Here is a 19,619-nt window from a genome sequence, read left to right on the forward strand (position 1 = left end):
GATAAGCAGAACTGGATCGCCGCATTCGAGAACACCGGCGGGCGCCCAGGGCGGCCCTCATGCGGCGCGTACCAGGCCATCTCCTTGTCCAGCCAGATCAGCAAAGACCCGCGCTTGCGGAGCGCAGCGTTGTAGGCGGACCAGTTCGTCGTGCGGTAGCGGGCGGGCTTGGGCTTGCTCATGACATCCGTCTAACCCCATGGATTCGTGTTGTGAATCCTCCAACGAGAGAGTTCTGCAACAATGCCATTCTGAGTAAGAAAGCGATGTCCAAATCCGAAAAAGAGCTGGTTCGTAAGATCGGATAGTTGTCCAGAAAGGGAGCAAAGGTATGGCGAAGGTAAGGCCCGCGCGCGAACGCGCAGCGCGCGCACTTTGTGAGCTGGAGGGGCACCCACCGAACTCAAAGATGGACGGCGCCCCTATGTGGGCTTCCTATCTACCAGAGGTGGATGCAGTGTTACGTGCCGTCTTGGGTGATGAGGCCTGGGCGGCCATGCTGGCTGCAGAAGAGAATCCAGAATAGGAGGAAGACCCAGTTGCGCTATGTCGTGGTACTCGATCTTGGTGACGGGCGAAGAATTCACTGCAAGGGAATTGAAGCGGCAAAGTCCAAGTGGGCTCAGTACTACTCTCGCATCGATGATGCTAGCATCGACGTTTTTTATCCGATCGGTTTAGGTGGTTTTGCAGTGACCTATTGGTACGATAAAGAACTGGAAAAATGGGTTAAGTCCGAATAGGGAGGCGCTGTCTTGTCTTGCGAGGTGCTTTGGTCGCAGTATCAACTGCTCCACACGACCTACGAAGGTTTTAATGACCAATCCCTCATCTTAAAAGGCTGGTCGGTCACCATAGGGTTGGCGGCAATTGTGACAGCATATTCTGATGCTGTCGGCTCGCGTGGGCGTGTAGTGGTTCTGGCCGCAGCTTTTTCGGCAACAGTATTTTGGCTCGTTGATGCCTTTTGGAAGAGCTACCAGCTTGCCTACAAAAAGTTGTTGGAGATATCCGAAGCGTCTTGGGATTGCAGTGGTGTTTTGAACAAGGGGCCGAGTATCCAAGCTGATTGGCCACAAGTCTATTCAAGCTTCGACTTCTTCAGTGTTCTTCATTTTCCCAGCGTTGCACTACCTCATGGATTTGTGGTTGCTCTGGGGGTGTGCTTGGCGTGGAAGTTTCCACCAAAGTCCAACTAAGGAGCAGGTGCATGCCCAAGTCGACAATCGAAGAAGTTTGGAATCGAATAGGGGCGCTCGCCGGGCGTGAATTCCAAACCATCAGCGGAAAAACTTTCACCTACAGCATGGATGGCGATGGGTTCATTACCAGCCGAACGGACTACCGGCTGGGGCGTGCTGACGTTGAAAAAGCACTTGCTCTAGTGCCTCTGTCGGGGCCTGGTGAAGTAAATCAATTGGTTCGTGGGCCAGCTTACCTATGGGCCATTCTGCACGACCAAAGGGTGCGCAACGCAGACTGGTGAAAGATCCAACAAAGGAGCGATCGCTCGAACCTACCCCACTGCCTCAACCATTTTGGAGGACCGTTGTTTGCGAAGACCTTTGTTTGCTGTTCTCACTTTTTCTCTACTACTCAGCGGAACCACCCTCTTAGGGGGAGGGAATTACGTAAACGAGAAAGAGCGGGCCCGCGTGGAGCGGATCATCGCACCTTTCCTGGCCGGAGATGTGCCTCCAATGAAACCATCAAACGCTGAGGATCACACGGAATGTGAAAGGCCAAAGAAATACAAACAATGGAAAAAGTGGCAACGGGTTAACCCGGTGAAATACAACACCAGGGCTCGTATTTTGACCTATCATTTTAACAGGCTCCTCAATGTACTGGAAAACCGTGACTGCTCGTGTGATGGGCAAAGTGTTGACATTCGTCACGTTGAAGAACTGGTGTCCCTACTCCCAACTTCAGAACTTGATGGGGTAAAAGTAGTGTCCGCGGAGTTTTATTTTCGCTACATCACACATGCCTTAGATCCATTGGTGGAGAAGTTTTGTGGACACCTTCTATAGTAGAAAAAACTGAAAATCTGGCTGGTCTGATTTTTGCCTGCCGCAATGCGACCCCCTGCTACCACGCTGACGCTTAACCTTGGCACAAATGGCTGTCGATATTGCCCTTTCCAAAGCCCAGCTTGAGTGCCATCGATCCAACAAAGGAGTGCGGCCCGCGAAGCTGGTTAAACAAGCACTAGTTACGCGCGGGCCGCTGCCCCTGTCGGCTAGGGGCAAGGTGATGGTAGGGCAGAAAATTCGCGTTTTGCGGGGAATTATCGAAATGATAACTCACAACCCCGGTGTCGGAAAAAGGAGCAACAGTTTGCTGATAACTGAAATTGGCCTCCCCATTGTTGTCCTGGTTTTCTTCGTCTGGGTTGTTTGGTTGGTTTTCTCGCTGGTCGGCGACATGGCGCGAGCGCGCGGGCATAACCCTTGGCCGTGGTGGCTGCTTTCAATCGCCTGGTCGCCGTTCGCATCGATTGTAATTCTTTGGCTGTTCTTTTCAGTCGAAGAGTCCAAGTAAGGAGAGACGGCATTGGGTTCTGTTCAAAGCATTGAGAAAGAAACCGATTTCTCTGATGAAAACAGCTTGTTGCTAGCGTTGGTGTCTATGCAGAAGGTGTCTGATGTGGAAATCATGCGGTGGATTGTGCATGGGGAAACCCTGAATAGGCGTTGTTGCAGAACTTGACCAATCCGGATTCACCTTGAGAATCCTGTGGGTTAAGAGGTTCGCATGAGCAAGCCTGAACCCGCCCGCTACCGCACGACGAACTGGAAGTCCTACAACGACGCGCTGAAGCAGCGCGGCTCGCTGCTGATCTGGCTGGACAAGGACATGGTGTGGCTGGCACCCAGGGCCGGTCGCAACGGTCGCCCTGCTATGTTCTCGGATACGGCGATTCAGTTTTGTTTGATGGTGAAAGTGCTGTTCGGCCTGCCGTTGAGGCAAACGACCGGGATGGTGGGCAGCATCCTGACGATGGCGGGCTGGACTGGCCGGTGCCCGACTTTTCCACCCTGAGCCGACGCCAGAAATCCATCACCGTCCAGATATCGGGCCGTCGCGCGGCAGGCCCGCTGAACCTGTTGGTGGACAGTACCGGGATCAAGTTCTTCGGCGATGGCGAGTGGCTGGCCCGCAAGCATGGAACCCATCGAAGGCGCCAATACCGAAAAGTTCATCTGGCGATGGACACCGGCACCGGCGACATCCGGGCGGTGGAGTTCACCTCCAGCGACAAAGGCGACAGTCCGGTCTTGCCCAAACTGCTGAGCCAGGTGCCGCCAGAGGATCAGATCTGTACCGTGACCGGTGATGGCGCCTACGACACGCGCCGCTGCCATACGGCCATCCTGGATCGAGGCGCCGCCGCCGTCATCCCCATCCGCAAGAACGGGCGCCTTTGGAAGGAAGACTGTCCGGCCGCAACGGCTCGCAACGAGATCCTGCGCGCCACCCGGCACCTCGGGCGAGCCATCTGGAAGCGATGGACCGGCTATCATGCCCGAAGTCGGATCGAGGCAAAGATGCGATGCCTGAAATCCTTCGGCGAAAGCATCGCCTCACGAGACCCCGACCGCCAGACCGCCGAAATCCACATCCGTATCGCTCTCATGAACCGCTTAAACGAACTCGGCATGGCCGAGATCGAACGCGTGGCCTGAACTCAATGGGAAAGGGAAAACTCGCTCAGTTGCTGGGTTCTGCAACAATGCCATTGCTATGCGGTAACCGTCAAAACTTTTCAAAGACTGCTTTCTGCGCATAGCGGACATCTCAGGCTGACCGGGCTGCAAGTGCGGCGAAAGGCAGTTCCGTCCCGCACTGTGTGAGCTCACCGGCTGCAAAGCCTCGCAGCCGCAGCGAACGACCGAAACGGCGGGCCGCGCCGCAGCGTAAAACCTCATCTGGTTGCTTCAAATGGCCGAGTTTGCAAATGGCGCTATCTGCGCATCACTGCCGCAGGTGTGGACCGCAGCGCCAGCCGGGCCCGCCACCGACTTCTGTATGGCTGCTTTCTGGAATGAGGCCCCGGAATTTCGCGCCTGCAGCGGAGTGCGCGCTGCGCCTGGTACGAATGTCGCGATAGGGTTGTGACTGACGTGCTGCGCCAGCGAAGGGCCGCCCCCAGGGCAATGACGTGTGTGGGTGGCGCCTGCATTGCAAGCGCTTTCTGCAGTGATCGCGGCGGTCCGTCAGTACCGTCGTGTGTCCGGCCTGTTCGCGCAGCCTGCGTTGCGGGCTGCTGGCCTTGATGAATTCCGCAAGCAAGGTTCCTATCGGCTAAACGACCTCGGAGGGCCATTGCCATTGCCGGAGTGTCCTGGCTTTTGGTTGACTTAGGTCCGCATCATCACATCACGCGTCTTGCATCTCTGGGCAGGCCGGTCTGGTCAGACGGCCGGCTGCCGGTATTCCTGTTGTTTCGTCAGTATCGCCCAGATGATCCGGGCGCTCTTGTTGGCCATCGCGACTGTCGCCAACCGGAACGGTTTCCCGGCAAGAATCCTGGCGCTCCATATATCGATGCGCTCCGGGTGCTTCCTGCCCATCAGCGCGCGGGACGTCATGCCGGTGATCAGAAGCTTGCGGATGTATCTGTCGCCCTTCTTGGTGATCTTGCCGAGCTTCTCTTTGCCGCCGCTGGACTTGTTGAGCGGGGTCAGGCCTAGCCAGGCTGCAAGATCGCGACCGGTCCGGAATTGCTTCGCGTCACCGATGGTCGCCACGATGGCGGAGGCGGTGATCGGGCCGATGCCAGGCATACGCATCAGGCGCCGGGCACCGGCATCCAGCAGCGCATGCTTTTCGATCATCTTTGAAAAGCCTTCAACGCGCTCGTGAACTCCAAGGAACTGATAGCAGACCGTGCCCAGAATGCCGCTTGCCAGATCGGGCATGCCGGGCCGTTCCCCTTCAAGGTGGCGCTTGGCAAAGGCGATCACAGCCTCAATCCCGCTCCGCAGCACATGGCCAAACTCGCGCAGAAGGCTGCGGATCATATTCGCCAGCTGCGTGCGCTGCCGGACCGCGAGATCCCGGGTGCGGTGCAGTGCCAGGATTGCCTGCTGGTCTTCGGATTTCACTTCGACGAAGCGCATTGTTGGCCGACGGACAGCTTCGCAGATCGCCTCGGCATCAGCGGCATCGGTCTTGCCGCGCTTTACGTATGGTTTGACATAGGCCGCAGGCATCAGGCGGACATCATGGCCCAGCCTGCTGAGCTCCCGGCCCCAGTAATGGGCGGAGCCGCAGGCTTCCATGCCGACGACACAGCGCGGAAGAGCTTCGAAAAATTCGAGCAGTTTCGCGCGTTTGATCTTTTTGTTGAAAATCTTGCGGCCGGCGGCGGAAATCCCGTGAACCTGGAACACGTCCTTGGCCAGATCCAGTCCAACTGTTTTAACTGTCATTGGGTGGCTCCTTTCCGAGCAGTCGTTGATAACTGCAGTATGGCGCATTGCGACGCCGGTGGAGCAGGAGCCACCCACTCCATCCGCTGAGGGCTCGAAGCTGCCCTGCGCTGACGTAGCGGCCAGGAGTCCAGAAACCGCCGGACACGAGCGGCTGCCACGCGGGACATTCCCGGCTTTTGCGGTCGTAGCTAAAGCTGACGCAGAAAACCCTCGCTCTCGCCGCGCGAGGTTTTCGGCGACGCGGCAGATTTCCCCGGGCCGGTCATTCACTCGCGCCAAATCAGGCTGATACCGAACAGCTCATTCGCTGCGGGCCGCTCCGACCATCGAAGAGCGGACAAACCCGCCTTTTGCTCACGCCGCTATTGCTGATGCAGAAATCCCTCGCTCTCGCAGCGCGAGATTTTCTGTGGCGCGGCGAACTTCCCGTTTGCAGTCGTTCGGACCCGAGGAAATCGGCGAAAGGTTTTTCGCGCTGTATGCTATTATCTAGTTGAGGCGGCAGGACGTGAAGTTGATTCTGAGAATCGTTATAGGAACTGTGCCATGAGACCCAAAGCAAGTTTCCCGGAACTCCCCACAAGTAAGTATTGGAGACAGCCCCTAGTTCTGTCGGTCCTGTTCATGGCTGCCATGCCAATCAAATTGTCTGCGGAAGTGGATGCCGAAGCAGACCGGATTTTGCGGGATATGTCGAACTACATGGCAGGTATGGAAACCTTCAAGGTTGACGCAGACGCATCGACGGATGTCATCTTTCAAGATGGGCGAAAAATCCAGCTGACTGGCTATGGAACTGCCTTGGTCGACCGGGATGGAGGTCTGCGATTTGAGCGCCAAAGCGCTGTGGGCAAATCGGTCCTGACCTATAACGGGACGGTCTTGTCCCTGTTTAATGAAGCGTTGAATTCTTGGGCGGAATTTCCCGTTGAAGGGGGAATTGATGAAGCGATTGACGAGCTTCGAACTGTCCTCAGCGCCGAAGTCATAGGCGGTGCGGACCTCCTCTATTCCGACCCCTATCCAGGTTTGATGCTGGAAGTGGAATCCGGAGAATATCTAGGCGAAACAATTGTCGGAGGGGAGCGGGCACATCATCTTTCATTTCGGGCCGCCGAGGTGGATTGGCAGCTTTGGATAGCGGCGGGTGAAGATCCCGTGCCAGTCAAATATGTTATCACCAGCAAGTGGCTGACGGGCGCGCCTCAATTTATGGTGCAATTCTCCGGATTTGATAGCAGCATTTCTATTGCTCCCGATACGTTCGATTTTGAAGCGCCGGAAGGATCCCGAAGGATAGATGTGACCAATCCTGATATCTCAAGACTTTTTGTTGTGGAGTAGGCTTATGCGATGGTTCATGCAAACGAACAAACTGCTGGGTTGTGCAGCACTGGTTCTCGGGCTGATTGTTGAACCGGACACAGAACAGTGGCTATCGGGGGAAGGTATTGTGAAGCAAGCTGAGGCGCGGGTCGGACGACCGGGGACACCACGCAGTTATGCTGGAGTCGCCCGCCGGACAACACGCCGTGTGGTGCGCCGTACGACAATCTATGTTGCGAGTCTCCCGCCGAATTGCTCCCAGGTATCGGTCAACGGGGACGCCTTGTACCTTTGTGGCGGCACATATTACCAGTCAGTCGGCGGGCAATATGTTGTTGTGACTGTCGAATAACCCCTTTCATAGTAAGGTTATTTGCTGACAGCGCTTGCTTGAGCGCCCTGAAGTTAGACCAGCCTTCTCTCTGAAGTGGCAACTTGCCGGAATCGCTAGTGCCTCTGCTTCCCTAGCAAAATGCCTTCAAACTACTTCGCGTGCCCTACACCATGCAAAATGCGGAAATGGTAGGTGGAGTTGTGTCCCGTTCGCGACGCGCCAGACAAAATCACCTGTCAAGGAAAGCCCATTCCTCGTTCAGCATAAGATCGCGGTAAAGCTGGCCACCGTCGCAGAAACCTGATTAAACCACGCCAGAAGGCCAATTTGACCCCCCTTTTTCACTGGCACACTTGTCCCTGGAACTACTTCGCGACGCCATCACCAGCGCCTGCAACCAGAAAAAGACTGGACTGAAATCTCTGGCGGGAGATACTGTGATTGTATTCCCGCAATAAAGTTTCTGGCTCTTTCGAGCGCAGATACTGATCGAACAGGGAGCTTTAACGATGACACGGTTCAGGATTTTTCAACACCTCCCACTGAAGGTTTTCCGATTGGCATTCGCCGGTGCTCTCGCATCCGGGGCAGCTTTGCCCTCATTCGCGGAGAGCCAGTTAGAGAGCGTAACGCTGACCGACATCCGCGGCATGCGGTTCTGCGAATTCTTGCTGATCTACGAAGACCATGTGGATATCTATAATACTTCCGCCTCAGCCGGCTGTCCGGAAGACCTGTGGAAGGCCATGGATACCGCTCAGATCGCGGAAGCGCACGGGGCGGTAAAGGCGCAGCTGAACGGTCCGAAGTTCTGGGCCATGGATGAGCAGACCATCAATTTCGGGGAGGCCAAGACTTTTGCGGGAATCGAGGCGCGCTATGGTGCGACCCTGCCGCTTGCAGCGCTCGGTGCCGGTGAAGGCGCGGCCCCCTACAGCCCGTATATCAGTGCAAAAACGCAAACCATGACCTTCAAGGCGGGCAGCCCGGTCTATGAACTGGTGGATCCCGACGGCAACGTCTATGCCCTGAATGCTTGGGGGCCGGATGTGCGCGGTGGTGATCCCGCAAACCTGGCAGACCAGCTGTCGCCGGCCGAGGGATGGAGCTTCCGGGTAACCACTCCGGGCGAAGACCTGACCATTGAAGGCAGCACCGAGGCCCCGGTCGACATGGCCGGTGACGACATGCATCAGTACTACACGCGCTACGGAGCCGCCGCGCAATGAGGGCGCAGGCTCTTTCCCGCCGTGTGGCGGCGCTGCGTACGGCCTTGCTCGGCATGGCGTTGCTTGGATTGAGCGGTTCGCCTTCCGTTGCCCAAAGCACTGCGCCATCCGGGGGGCAGACCCTGTCCGGGTACGGGACTTCGGACAATCTGGAAACCGGCGACAGCGTCACCGAAGATCTTGCACTGGACGACCAGAGAATCGACGGCGTCCTTAGCTTCCCGAAAGCCGAGGAGTTCTTTGCGCCCTGGTTTGCCTGGAAGAAGCGGCTCAACGACAAGCACGGGCTGAAGCTGCAATTCAGCTACCAATCCTCGCATCAATGGTTGGACCAAAGCCTTGGAGAAACCAATGCGGCAGCGGCGCGGTTGCAGCTGCAGGGCTCGTGGACACTCTTGGGGCGCGGCTCCAAGAACACCGGCACGCTGACCTTCCGCCTTGAAAACCGCACCACGCTTGGCACCACGCTGCCGCCGACCAGCCTGGCCTTTCAATATGGCGGCATCGTGCCGTCGGGCGGATTCAGCGACTTCGGCTTTGCCCTGACCGAGCTTGCTTGGCGGCAGTCATTGCTGGACGGACGGTTCCGCTTCGTTTTCGGCAAAATCAGCGCTTTATCCTGGTACAATGGGCATGCGCTGTCCTCGTCGTTGCGCGGATTTCAGAATCTCGCCATGCAGAGCAGCCTGACCAAGCCCTCGCCGGGACGTGGCATCGGCGGTGGCTTCGCCTATGAATTTTCGCCGCAGTTCGGAATGGTCGCGGGCATTCATGACGCTAACGCCAAGACCGCAGACAACCCGTTCGACACGATCGGCGAGGGCGAATTCTACAAATCCATCGAATTCCGCTACTGGCCGACAACGCGGGACCGGCGGCGCTGGGATGTGGTGCGGCTACAGTTCTGGCATCAGGATGAGTTGGAGGCCAAGGGCACGCCCTCCGGGCAAGGGGTGACGTTTCTTGCCAGCAGGCTTTACGATGACAAGTGGTTTCCTTTCCTGATAGCGGGGTATTCCGACGGCAATGCCTCGCTGATGAAAAAGGATGTCACCGCGGGCCTCGGCATTGCTATCGACACGCAGCACCGGGCCGCGCGGGATGTGTTTGGGGTTGCGGTAAGCTGGGGCGAACCTTCGAACCCGCTGCTGCGGGAACAGATCACCAGCGAAGTTTTCTACCGCTTTACCCTAGTTCAGAATGTTGTCATTACGCCCTCGGTGCAGTGGGTCAAGAACCCCGCCGCAACCGCGGCCTTCGATGAAGTCCTCACTGCCGGTCTTCGACTTCGCGTGACGTTCTGACCGCAGCAAAGGGAAACAGGAGTCCTTCTGATGGCCGTACCATGGCACAGGCGTTGGCAGGCGAGAGAGGCTAAAGTATGAAAAAAGCCCTGCATTGGCTGCTGCATGAGTTGCGCAGAGGTTTCCCGGCCTTTCTGTTCTTCTTCGTTGCGTTCCACATGATCACTTTCACGAAAGCAGTGGCGGTCGCGGATTTCAGTGTTTCCTGGTTTTCCGCATCAGTTGCAACGGTTGGAGCTTTAACCGTGGCAAAGGCGATCCTGATTGCTGACAACACCGCTTTCGCACAGGCGTTTTCCTGGTGGCGGATCAGCAATATTCTTTGGAAGGCCTTTCTGTTTTTGATCATAGCCACTCTTTTCCGAATGGTCGAAGAACTGCTGCATGCTGCAGTCAAGCATGGCGGGTTCCGCGCGGGTTTCGAGGAGTTTACAGCGACGTTTTCCCGGCCGTATTTTCTTGCCCTGGAAATGTGGTTGATTCTGCTTCTGCTGCTGTACTGCGTGCTGACAAGCATGATCAGGGTCATTGGCCGTGAACAGGTCACGGAACTGCTGTTTTCAAGCGCCGGCTCAGAGAAGCCACACCACCGCTGAAGCCCGGTATATGTGCCTCCCGGCTGGCCGCCAGAGTTACGATGAGGCGGGTGTGATGCCAAAATCAGACCCTGCTGCCGAATTTTCAGATACCTGCAGCGCCTCCCGCTGCGGGGTCTTATCCCAAGGCCAGCATTTTGTTTGGCTGATTTCCAGGAGGAAAAAATGCCCAAGACATTCCTTTTGACAAGTTTGACAGCTGCGCTGGCGGCTTCAGCTGCTGTTGCCGGATCCGACGGCAATGCGGTCTCTGACGAAGTCATTGCCGAGCAGCGCGCCGCCCTTGCTGCCGCAACCGAAGGTATGGGGTTCGGCCCGCAGTCGCCGCGCGACATCGATGCGCCTGACGGTCAGAACCATCGTGCATTCGGCGCTGCGCCGACGGTGACTGAAATGATGCTGTGCGACATTCATTTCCACGAAAATGCCGAGCACAAAGGCGGTATGTTCACGACCTATGCAGGCAATGGCAACGGCCACGGATATGGCACCGGCTACAAATATGACGGCGAGCTGACTGAAGCCGAGCTTGCGCCCGTCGAAATGAAGGTTGGAGAAAGCCCTCATGGAGATCTTGTCCCGGGCGATACAATCGAAATTCATTTCGTTCACTCAACCGCGAGAGGGACGCTTGGAAACAGTCTTGATACCTGCCTCAGCGATGCAATCAGCAACCCGCAGCTGCGGGTTGAGGCCGTTGTTGCAGTGCTGGTAGCCGAGGGCGGTGCGGACTTCAGAGAGATGGCCCGCATTGAAGAAATCAATGGCCTCAACCAAGTCCCGAACCTTCCGTCCGATCTTGGTACACCGGTCGTCTATGATGGATCGACCACCGGCCCGGGGTACAACGAGAAAGGCTCGCCCTTCCAGGTCACTTGGAGCGTGCATCCGGAGGTCGTGAAACTGAATATCGGCTCAGTGGATGCGTGGCTCAAAGACAATCCATTCGGCGAAGATCACGCCCACGGTGTGCGGAATCTGGTCGTCAATCCCGATTTGTTGTCGCAAATTAATTGAGAGAACTGACGCTGAAGGGCGGGCAATTTCGCCCGTCCTGATTATTGCGCACGACGTCAATCACCCGGTCAAGAGCCATTCTTATACCACTGAGAAAGCGGCGAAAGATCATTTGCCCCCGCTCGACCAAGCTCATCACGATCCAGACAGTGTTACTGCGGCGAATGTCTCCTGCTTGCGGGTCCCGTCGCAAAATATACCGTTACCACTCAGTACGGGTGAAGCGCGATTTGAATGACTATCCAAAGATGATTCCTTGCGCGTAGCTGCCGTGTGGCTTTGATCTGATTTTGCAGTCGTAGCGATTGACTGGAAAGTCCGGCGACCTGATGGAGTGGATGCCCCTCCCGACGGCATCGTGATGTGCCATGCTGGTGCTGTTTTAACAGACCAGAAACAGAGGAGGCGGCAATGGAAATGGTTGCAATCATCGGAATGGATTTGGCAAAGCGCAGTTTTCAGGTGCATGGGGCAACAGCTGGTGGGGATGTCTTGTTCCGCAAGAAACTGTCCCGGGTGCAAGTTGTGCCATTTTTTGCACAACTACCAAACTGCACCGTTGCTATGGAGGCCTGCGCGACCGCGCATGACTGGGGGCGTCAGATCGGAGCACTCGGCCATGAAGTGAAATTGATACCACCCATCTATGTGAAACCTTTCGTCAAACGGCATAAAAACGATGCTGCTGACGCAGAAGCGATTGCCGAGGCTGCGTCACGTCCAACGATGCGAACAGTCGCCGTGAAAACACCTGAGCAGCAAAGCCGGGCGGTTTTGTTCCGAACACGTGACCTGCTCTTGCGACAACGCACGCAGCTTATCAACGCCTTGCGGGCTCATCTTGCCGAGTTTGGCCGGGTGGCACCAAAGACGACGACAAATATCAAACGCCTTAGGGAAATCTTGGAAGATCCTGAGAATGGTCTGCCACAAGTGGTGACAGATGTTGGATCAATCTACCTTGGCCAGATCGCTACGCTAACAGAACAGATAGGCGGGCTTGAAAAGCAGGTGCGCATCGAAGCGACAAGAGACGATACCGCACGCCGTCTTCAGACCATGCCGGGCATCGGTCCGATAACTGCAACGGCTGTCTCGGCCTTTGCCCCGCCTATGGAAATCTTTCGTCGGGGCCGGGATTTTGCTGCGTGGGTAGGGCTGGTACCGAAGCAACACTCGACAGGCGGAAAGCAAAAGCTAGGCCGAACGTCGAAGATGGGGCAAAGAGATATCCGTAGGCTTTTGGTCATCGGTGCCATGTCCGTCGTGAAAGTGGCGGTTCACAAGGGTGCCTCTGAAGGATCTTGGCTGCAAAAGATGCTCGCACGGAAACCACGTATGGTCGTCGCTATTGCGCTCGCAAATAAGATGGCGCGCAGGTTATGGGCCATGTTGGTGAAACACGAGGATTACAGAGATCCGGCCATCGCCGCCGCGTAAGCGTTGCGGTGGGCGGTACGTCGGGAATGTGAGGAGGTCTTTGAGTGTAAGGGCTAATGATCGGAAAGATCGGTTCAGTAAAACCAGAAATTCACAGCGGAATAATCAACCCGCCAACCTGATTTGGAACTGAACCGCGTATCTCCATACCGGCCAGCGGCATCTGAAACGCCGCATCAACAGGCCTGACAGATGACCGCATCCGTTCACAATCCCAAAACGTTCAAAAATAACTTGCATTTACTGGGGCATCCACAGATGTGAATTCGGGTGACAGATCTCGCTGCAGCATGCTTGAACGGCTGGTTTCACGCCGCGCAGGGGCGCCGAAAATGATGCAGTCGCGGCGATTTTCTGCTGCGAGCGCGCGCAGCGAAAAGATCCAAGGTATAGGTTGGGCTCGAACCGCACCACTGCAGCGGTGCGACCGTAGGTCTGGTCTGGATTGGCGAACGGCAAGTGCCGCCCGCCAAGGTGGTTCAAATGTCGATTTGCTCGGCGATGCTCAACGCATCTTCAAGTTCGACACCAAGATATCTGACAGTGCTGTCAACCTTTGTGTGTCCGAGCAACAGTTGAACTGCTCTGAGATTTCCGGTTTTGCGGTAGATCTCCGCCGCCTTGGTCCGGCGCAGCGAATGGGTGCCGTAGCCGCTGGGTTCCAACCCAATCGCAGCCACCCAATCCCGCACAAGTCGGCCATATTGGCGGGTTGAGATATGTAGGCGGTCATGAAACCGGCTAGGAAACATGAAACGGCAGCCGATCATTTCCGGCGACTTGATCCATGCGGTAATGGTATCCCGCGTGTTTTCAGAGAGTTCGAACTGAACGGGTCGCCGGGTTTTGCTCTGGATCACAGACACCCTCTCGCGAACGCGGTCATCTCTGACCAAATCGCTGACGGACAGTTTCACCAAATCGCATCCGCGAAGCTTGCTATCAATCGCCACGTTGAACAGCGTGAGATCACGCAGATTCCTGGCCAGTTCGAGCCGCGCGCGGATTGCCCACACTTGTTTCGGCAACAGCGGCCTTTTCTGGCCGACGGCCCGGCCCTTGTTCCAGGCATTTCGTTTCGGGGTGACTGCGGGAAGTTGGACTCTTGGCATATTGGGTCCTCCAATCCTCCCGCCAAGCCCAGACATCAGCACCGCGCTGACACCTGAATTTTACTGTTGGTTTGAATGACCGTTGTCCGATTGCTTGTTCTTCGGGAAACGTTACGGGTGCATTGGGCTGCTCTGAGCCCAAGCTTGCCGAATTGCAGTGCAGTAGCGAATGCCTGTTCTATTGTTAACCTTTTACAGCGTTCACCCAAGGCCATGCGAGCAAGCGTGTTAGAGAACTCACTTAAGCAGCGGAGCTGTCATTCGTGCTTTCTTCGTGCGCTCGCAGCACCGCACGCCACTCGTCATCCAACGCAGGCTCAGTCTGCAGTTGAAGCGCCCGCAGCCAATCGGGCACGACTGGGCGGGCGGCATCCTGACAGGCATTTTTGACCTCCGAGACGGTCTGTTCCGAGGCCACAATGCTTTTCAGCATGCTGACCCCTATCCTCCAGTCGTCTTGGCCATCGAACTTGCGCACCCGGTCCTTGGTAAACAGCTTGCGGATCAAGCGCCGCCGCAGCTGTGCCGCGCCCTCCGCCGCCGCAGTGCGGTCCGGGTACCTTTCTTCCCAAGGCTCTGCCAGTTCCTCCGCCGCGGGCAAGGCAAAGGACAGCCCGGCGCGAAGGCTGCCATCTTCTCCCTTGAAGACACGGCGAAGCTGTGCCGGCACTACGCCGACCTGTGCGACATCCACACCAATCCAGCCGCCAGCCTCAGGCAGACAAGAGCGGCCCGCATGCACCTCTACCTGTATACCGTTCAGCGACATGTCATGGCATTTGCCCGCGGCCTGCCCGCCGCCTTCCGTACGCAAGACCACAGGCTCATTCAGTTCGAACCGAACTTCGCTGCGCAGGAGCTGCGGCGTGATGGCGATTTTTGCCACCAGCAGCAGTACGACCATGTTAACCACCGACCAGAAGGCAACGACTGGCATCAGGTGGCTGGAAGCGATGATCTGAAGGTTGTAGCTGGAGTTTATGGCCAGCCCGGCAGTCATCAGGCCGCAAAGCAGAAGGCAGATGGCAACTGTTGCTGTGTCTTGTATTTCCGTCCATTCGCCGCCTTTGGGGGTGACCTTGAACGCATGGCCGTGCGGTTTCAGCAGCGTGGCGACCACCACGGGCAGCAGCCGGAAGGCTTGCAGAACGCCGTGCGCCATCGTTGCCAGCGGGTGGTATTTCCCCGGTGCAAAATGCCGGACGGCCGCAATGGCTGCGACAATTGCAGGCAGCTGGTAAGACATCACCGTGTCCGCAGACGCATTGACCAGCGGCGGCACTCCCGTGAGCAGGTATATGGCCGGCGTCACCATAGCAATGGTTTGGCCGAATGACTGGGTGATCCAGTGGAACGGCAGGAAAAAAAGGCGTTCATACCATCTCAGGCCAGGACCGCCAAACGGGCCTTCGCGAAGGAACATGATCTGGATGGCGCCGCGCGCCCACCGTGCCCGCTGAATGAAGAAGGCGTTGATGTTCTCCGGGGCCAGGCCAAATGCCAGACGCTCATCCAGATAGCGCGTAATGTAACCTTTACGTTTGAGGGCAAGCGTCAGGAGCATGTCTTCAGTGATCGAGCCAGAGGGCAGCTTGTTGCCGATCTCCTCCAGCGCGCTGCGCCGCACAATGCCGTTAGATCCGCAGCAAAAGGCGCAGTCATACCCGTCGCGTCCGGGCATGATCGCCTCAAAGAAGAAACGCTGGTCGTCGGGCATGACCTTGCTCATGTTCAGCGACGCCTGCATCGGATCGGGGTTGAAGAAGTTGTGAGGGATCTGCACGATCCCGATTTTCGGGTCCTCGAAAAACCCCATGGTCCGGTAGAGGAAATTGCGCTGCGGAATGAAATCCGCGTCAAGAACAAGGAAGAAGGGAGCAGAGGTGCGCGCAACCGCAGCATTGATATTGCCGGCTTTGGCGTGGGCATTGTCGGCGCGGGTCAGATAGCCGGCGCCCAGGCGCTCGCTCATGCGCTGCAACCAACCGCGCCGACCGTCATCTAGCACCCAGACATTGAGCTTTGCCTGCGGCCAGTCCAGCTCCACTGCGCCGACGATTGTCTTCTCCAGCACTTCGGCGGGCTCGTTGTAGGTGGCAATGAAGATGTCGACCTCGGGCAAGTCAATGGGGGCCATGCCGCGCAGCCGCGTCTCGTGCTCGTCCGCTTCCGGAGTGCGGTTGGTGCGGCGAAGCATGTAGGCATAAAGCACCGCGGTATCGAGCCAGGCCAGGATCTCGATGATGAAAACGGTCCAGATAAACAGGCCGGTCACGCTGAAAATACCGGCCGGCAACACCGTTTCGAACAGCCGCCAGCTGAGGTAGCGCAGGATCACTACTGTCAAGCCCGCCACCACCAGCCGGTCTGCCCAAGCGTTGTTCTGCCACCGGTTGCCGAACAGCAGTATCGCGGCGGTGATCAGCAGCAGGGGAACGAGGGATTCAGCCTGCATCCGGCGGGCCATCCCCGTCAGGAGCGGGCGACGCAGCCAGCGAAGGTGCGATACCGCGCAGCAGTTCCTCAAACCAATGACCCGCGACCGTCAGCATGTTGCCCAATCCGCGGTCGAAGCGCACTTCGGCAGTGCGACCGACATCGCAGAAATTCTGCGCGACTCCGGCCGTTGCCACATTTGCCGGGGCAAGGCGCAGCATGACAGACAGGCTGCCCTCTGTGAGATTTTCCGGCTCAGCAGCGAGCAACCCGGTGGCGCGCTGGCTGCCAGCGCCGCGCAGCGCCTCGACAGTGGCGGGGAAGGTCTCATCCGAGCCGCGCAGCCGCACCCGCGCCATATCCCCGGGGCGGATCGCCTCAAACGCCGTTTCATGTACAAACACCTCGACGAACCTGCGGGAGCAATCAAGAAGTTGCAGGACTTCGTCTCCCGCCGCGATCACCGCGCCCTTGGCAGGGGTTGCAGACCAGACCACGGCGCCGGTGGGCAATTGCGGGGCAAACCGGTCAAGCCGGTCCACCTCCTCGCGCAACGCCTCGGCCTCCTGAAGCAGACCGGTGCGCTGTGCGCTAACGCGGGCCTTCCGGCCCTTGAGGTCAGCCAGCCGGATTGCGACCTCATCCCGGCGTTGCCGGGCATAGCTGCCATCCTCTGTTCCCAGCCCAGGGAGGATACCATCCTTGACCCCGGCCATGCTCCGCACCGTCTCCTTGACCGCGGCGGCCAGCCGGATGACCTCGCCGTTTGCCTCGGCTGCGAGCGACGCCGCTGTCTCAGCCTGCGTCTGCGGCACAGACCCATTGGCAGACAGCCGCTCAAGCCTTTGAGCATCCCGCGCCAGCCGGTCCTGGCGTTCGCGCGCTGCCGCCAGCTCCCCGCGCAAACCGCTCAGCTGCGCCTCCAGCACTTGACGGGCAAGCGTTTGGACCTGTTCCATCCTTACCAGAAGTTGCTGGTCCAGCTGCGTAAGGGCGGTAATTTCAGTGATGATCGAAACCTCCTCCCGGGCCATGATTCCAATCCTGGCTTCCAGCCGCGCAAGCTCGGTCCGGCTGGAGCGCGACGCCTGAAGTTCTACAATTGCAGTGGCCGGCAGCACTGGCGTTGCGGGCGTGAGCGCGCCGGACATCAGTGCGCCGTCAAAGGGGCTTTTGACGGAAATGATGGGTGCGTTGACCACTGCAGCCCGTGAAATATAATTCGTTGCGTGTGGTGCAAATATCATGAACGCGGCACCAAGGCAGGCAAGGCCTGCCGCAATCCGCGCCGCTCGCTTCAGTTTCATGGTGGGACCCGGCGCCTGAAAATAAATACAATGGACTATCGCATTGCCGCGTTAATTGTTGATTGCCAGGCGGAGGCCGCCAACCTCAGTTTAGTTAAAATCCCATCAATCAAACCTAATCCAGCCGGGCCTGAAAGTTTAAGTTACGGCGCGGGGAGGCGGGATTTCAATTCTAACAAGTCTCACCACCACAGTATTCGGTAGGCATCCTTTCCTGCGGACATCGGCCGCATGAAATTCGTAAGCAGTCTTTGAAAGCTAACGCAACGAAAGTCTGTTTCGTTTCGCTCCTTGTGAGTTGCCCGTTCCAGCCTCGCTGCGCTGCATCAATGGCCGGTTTCATCGCTGCGTTACAGCGCCAGATTTCGAGCGCATGCAGCATTTCTTCCGCTGCGAGCGCGCGCAGCAAAAAATCACAATGCCCGCTCCGGGCTCGTTGCCGACCTTAGCCGCACCACGCACGGATGACCGCTTCGGGCTGGCTTTGGAAGTGCCGTTCGCCCTGAGCAGCGCTCAAGGCAACTGGCACAGGTGCCACGTCTATTAGTGTGCGGCGCTGGGTGTTCGTCAACTCAGGCTGTCCGTGAGTTTCGCATAAACGGTTGCTAACTTACTCAAGGCTGTGCGTTGAGGGTCTTCGACATCGCCCATGTCCAGATCAGCAAGATAGTTGTCGAGTGCGCGGCTTGTTCCTTCACGGTCATGATCGATGTTGTGTCCCAAGATGCGGTCGATCGTACCGAGGTCTACACCGATCAATCTCATCAAGCTTGCGGATGTCCGACGCAAATCATGGCGATGCCAGTTGGTGGTTTTGCTTTCACGCTGGATTGCCTTGGTGATCCGATCCCAGTTTTGCAGCTCCGTATTGCAGGAAGATGGGAATACAAGTGCGTCAGGCTCTTGGCGGCGCCTCTCATAGCCAGGGAGACTCTGAAGAAGATCGATCACAGCGTCGGGGATTGGCAGGAGCTGCGGGCTTGGCGGGCCCTTGGTCATCTTTACTGATGGCTTAAGCCATTCCCGGCGCTGGAAATCAACGTCTCGCCAGCGCATGGTCACGACCTCATCGAGACGTGCAGCAGTGAGCAGGATAAATCGCAAGGCGATCGGGCGCATGTCGATAATCGGGTTCATTCGCATTGCCAGGCAGGCGGGCGCCGGATGGACGAGAAGCGGAAGCACTTTCTCCATTTCCTCTCGCCTCAATGCCCGTTTCCTTTTTCCCGTGATGCTGGGGTCGTTGCTTGCCGGATCAGCGGTGTCGCGCATATCCGGCACGTTCAGCACCGGCAGGCGTTTGAGCCCGGAAAAACGGAATTTTTCGCGACCCGCAGCCCAATCGAGTACGGACATGAGGTAGGCGCGCGCCCGGCTGCACTGTCCGTTCGCAGTTGGTTTTCCTGAAGGCGGGTTATAGTTTCTCATCGCAGCCGCAAGGTCGTCAGGCGAGATTTCAATTGCCCGTAAATCGAGAAGTGGATTGAAGACCGAATGAATGCGGCGCTCCGCCTCAGATTTCCCACCTTGACGTCGGGGTGTCCATGTCACTCGAATTCCCGTACGCTCGGCTTTGAACTCATCGACCAGTTCACGCAGTGTCGGAGATGCCTTTAGCGCGTCCTGGTTTTTCCTTAGGATGTGGTTGAAGTTTCCCTTGGTTTTCTGGACCTCAACGCGCTTTTCGGCGGCCATCTCGCGGGCGCTCTTCAGCGATATGTCGGGGTAGGACCCGATAGTGATGCGCTGCTCAATACCGTCCAGGGAACGTACCCTGACGGAAAACGTCTTCTTTCCGGTTGGTGTAACTCTAAGTGTAAGCCCAGGCTGCGCATTCCGGGCTTCGCGGACAGCCATTCCAACGGCACGCGGACAGTCATTCCGGGGTGCGCGGACAAAGTTCGCGCGGGATGCTGAGCGTTTGATCTGACATCTCAGGTGTCGGTTTGTTCGTCAATGGTTTTGGCCGCGGGGGCATCGCGGGTCTTGCGCATCGACGGACCTTCGAGAGGCAATCTGTGCGCGTTGTGGATCAGCCGATCGAGGATGGCGTCTGCGAAAGTCGGTTCGTCGATGA

19 protein-coding genes and 1 pseudogene are annotated in these 19,619 nt (G+C 57.4%); 13 read left to right on the forward strand and 7 right to left on the reverse strand.

What is annotated here, in order from left to right:
* A partial coding sequence (locus tag A9D60_RS19590; protein ID WP_175392904.1) for a transposase occupies window positions 1-182 on the reverse strand: 182 nt, incomplete at its 3' end.
* A gap of 357 nt (window positions 183-539) precedes the next feature.
* Between A9D60_RS19590 and A9D60_RS19600 the strand changes: the two genes are divergently transcribed.
* The 6 genes and pseudogenes from A9D60_RS19600 (at window position 540) to A9D60_RS19610 (ending at window position 3,689) form a co-directional block, all read left to right on the forward strand.
* Window positions 540-743, forward strand: coding sequence for a hypothetical protein (locus tag A9D60_RS19600; RefSeq protein WP_065269158.1), 204 nt, complete (start codon window positions 540-542; stop codon window positions 741-743).
* 12 nt (window positions 744-755) lie between these two features.
* Window positions 756-1,199: a hypothetical protein gene (locus tag A9D60_RS26215; protein ID WP_141117982.1), complete on the forward strand. Its 444-nt coding sequence runs from the start codon at window positions 756-758 to the stop codon at window positions 1,197-1,199.
* A gap of 11 nt (window positions 1,200-1,210) precedes the next feature.
* On the forward strand, window positions 1,211-1,486 hold the full coding sequence (locus tag A9D60_RS26220; protein WP_141117983.1) for a hypothetical protein: 276 nt from the start codon (window positions 1,211-1,213) through the stop codon (window positions 1,484-1,486).
* 79 nt (window positions 1,487-1,565) lie between these two features.
* Window positions 1,566-2,033 (forward strand): hypothetical protein, encoded by a 468-nt coding sequence (locus A9D60_RS26225; protein ID WP_217492076.1) that lies wholly within the window; start codon window positions 1,566-1,568, stop codon window positions 2,031-2,033.
* Between the two features lie 88 nt (window positions 2,034-2,121).
* Window positions 2,122-2,544 (forward strand): hypothetical protein, encoded by a 423-nt coding sequence (locus tag A9D60_RS19605; protein WP_065269159.1) that lies wholly within the window; start codon window positions 2,122-2,124, stop codon window positions 2,542-2,544.
* Between the two features lie 213 nt (window positions 2,545-2,757).
* Window positions 2,758-3,689: pseudogene (locus tag A9D60_RS19610) on the forward strand (IS5 family transposase).
* A 729-nt stretch (window positions 3,690-4,418) separates the two neighbouring features.
* On the opposite strand, the gene A9D60_RS19615 reads toward A9D60_RS19610, so the two are convergent.
* Complete coding sequence (locus A9D60_RS19615) at window positions 4,419-5,438, reverse strand: IS110 family transposase (RefSeq protein ID WP_065269160.1); 1,020 nt, start codon at window positions 5,436-5,438, stop codon at window positions 4,419-4,421.
* Window positions 5,439-5,987: 549 nt separating this feature from the next.
* Here A9D60_RS19615 and A9D60_RS19620 point away from each other — a divergent pair.
* From A9D60_RS19620 to A9D60_RS19645, 7 genes are all read left to right on the forward strand, one after another.
* Complete coding sequence (locus tag A9D60_RS19620) at window positions 5,988-6,785, forward strand: DUF2092 domain-containing protein (RefSeq protein ID WP_065269161.1); 798 nt, start codon at window positions 5,988-5,990, stop codon at window positions 6,783-6,785.
* A 16-nt stretch (window positions 6,786-6,801) separates the two neighbouring features.
* The gene (locus A9D60_RS27390) at window positions 6,802-7,119 is read left to right on the forward strand and encodes a DUF6515 family protein (protein WP_083194268.1); all 318 of its coding nucleotides are present in this window, start codon (window positions 6,802-6,804) and stop codon (window positions 7,117-7,119) included.
* A 575-nt stretch (window positions 7,120-7,694) separates the two neighbouring features.
* On the forward strand, window positions 7,695-8,330 hold the full coding sequence (locus A9D60_RS19625) for a hypothetical protein (protein WP_141117985.1): 636 nt from the start codon (window positions 7,695-7,697) through the stop codon (window positions 8,328-8,330).
* Window positions 8,327-9,634, forward strand: coding sequence for a carbohydrate porin (locus A9D60_RS19630; protein WP_065269163.1), 1,308 nt, complete (start codon window positions 8,327-8,329; stop codon window positions 9,632-9,634). Before A9D60_RS19625 ends, A9D60_RS19630 begins: the two co-directional genes overlap by 4 nt.
* A 77-nt stretch (window positions 9,635-9,711) precedes the next feature.
* Complete coding sequence (locus A9D60_RS19635) at window positions 9,712-10,230, forward strand: hypothetical protein (RefSeq protein ID WP_065269164.1); 519 nt, start codon at window positions 9,712-9,714, stop codon at window positions 10,228-10,230.
* Between the two features lie 165 nt (window positions 10,231-10,395).
* Complete coding sequence (locus A9D60_RS19640; RefSeq protein ID WP_065269165.1) at window positions 10,396-11,247, forward strand: delta-class carbonic anhydrase; 852 nt, start codon at window positions 10,396-10,398, stop codon at window positions 11,245-11,247.
* A gap of 411 nt (window positions 11,248-11,658) precedes the next feature.
* A complete protein-coding gene (locus tag A9D60_RS19645; protein WP_065269166.1) occupies window positions 11,659-12,687 on the forward strand; it encodes an IS110 family transposase in 1,029 nt (342 codons plus the stop codon).
* A 479-nt stretch (window positions 12,688-13,166) separates the two neighbouring features.
* On the opposite strand, the gene A9D60_RS19650 is transcribed toward A9D60_RS19645, so the two are convergent.
* The 5 genes from A9D60_RS19650 to A9D60_RS26890 form a co-directional block, all read right to left on the reverse strand.
* Entirely contained in the window at window positions 13,167-13,799 is a 633-nt protein-coding gene (locus A9D60_RS19650) for a tyrosine-type recombinase/integrase (RefSeq protein ID WP_065269167.1), read from the reverse strand.
* Between the two features lie 241 nt (window positions 13,800-14,040).
* Window positions 14,041-16,254, reverse strand: a complete 2,214-nt coding sequence (locus tag A9D60_RS19655; protein WP_175392987.1) for a glycosyltransferase family 2 protein — start codon at window positions 16,252-16,254, stop codon at window positions 14,041-14,043.
* A complete protein-coding gene (locus tag A9D60_RS19660; protein ID WP_217492077.1) occupies window positions 16,244-17,437 on the reverse strand; it encodes an HlyD family efflux transporter periplasmic adaptor subunit in 1,194 nt (397 codons plus the stop codon). Before A9D60_RS19660 ends, A9D60_RS19655 begins: the two co-directional genes overlap by 11 nt.
* Window positions 17,438-18,109: 672 nt before the next feature.
* The gene (locus A9D60_RS19665) at window positions 18,110-19,399 is read right to left on the reverse strand and encodes a tyrosine-type recombinase/integrase (RefSeq protein ID WP_083194267.1); all 1,290 of its coding nucleotides are present in this window, start codon (window positions 19,397-19,399) and stop codon (window positions 18,110-18,112) included.
* Window positions 19,400-19,476: 77 nt separating this feature from the next.
* On the reverse strand, window positions 19,477-19,619 hold a 143-nt coding region (locus tag A9D60_RS26890), incomplete at its 5' end, for an ATP-binding protein (protein WP_065266702.1).

The sequence above is a fragment of the Leisingera sp. JC1 genome (assembly GCF_001679925.1).
GTDB lineage: Bacteria > Pseudomonadota > Alphaproteobacteria > Rhodobacterales > Rhodobacteraceae > Leisingera.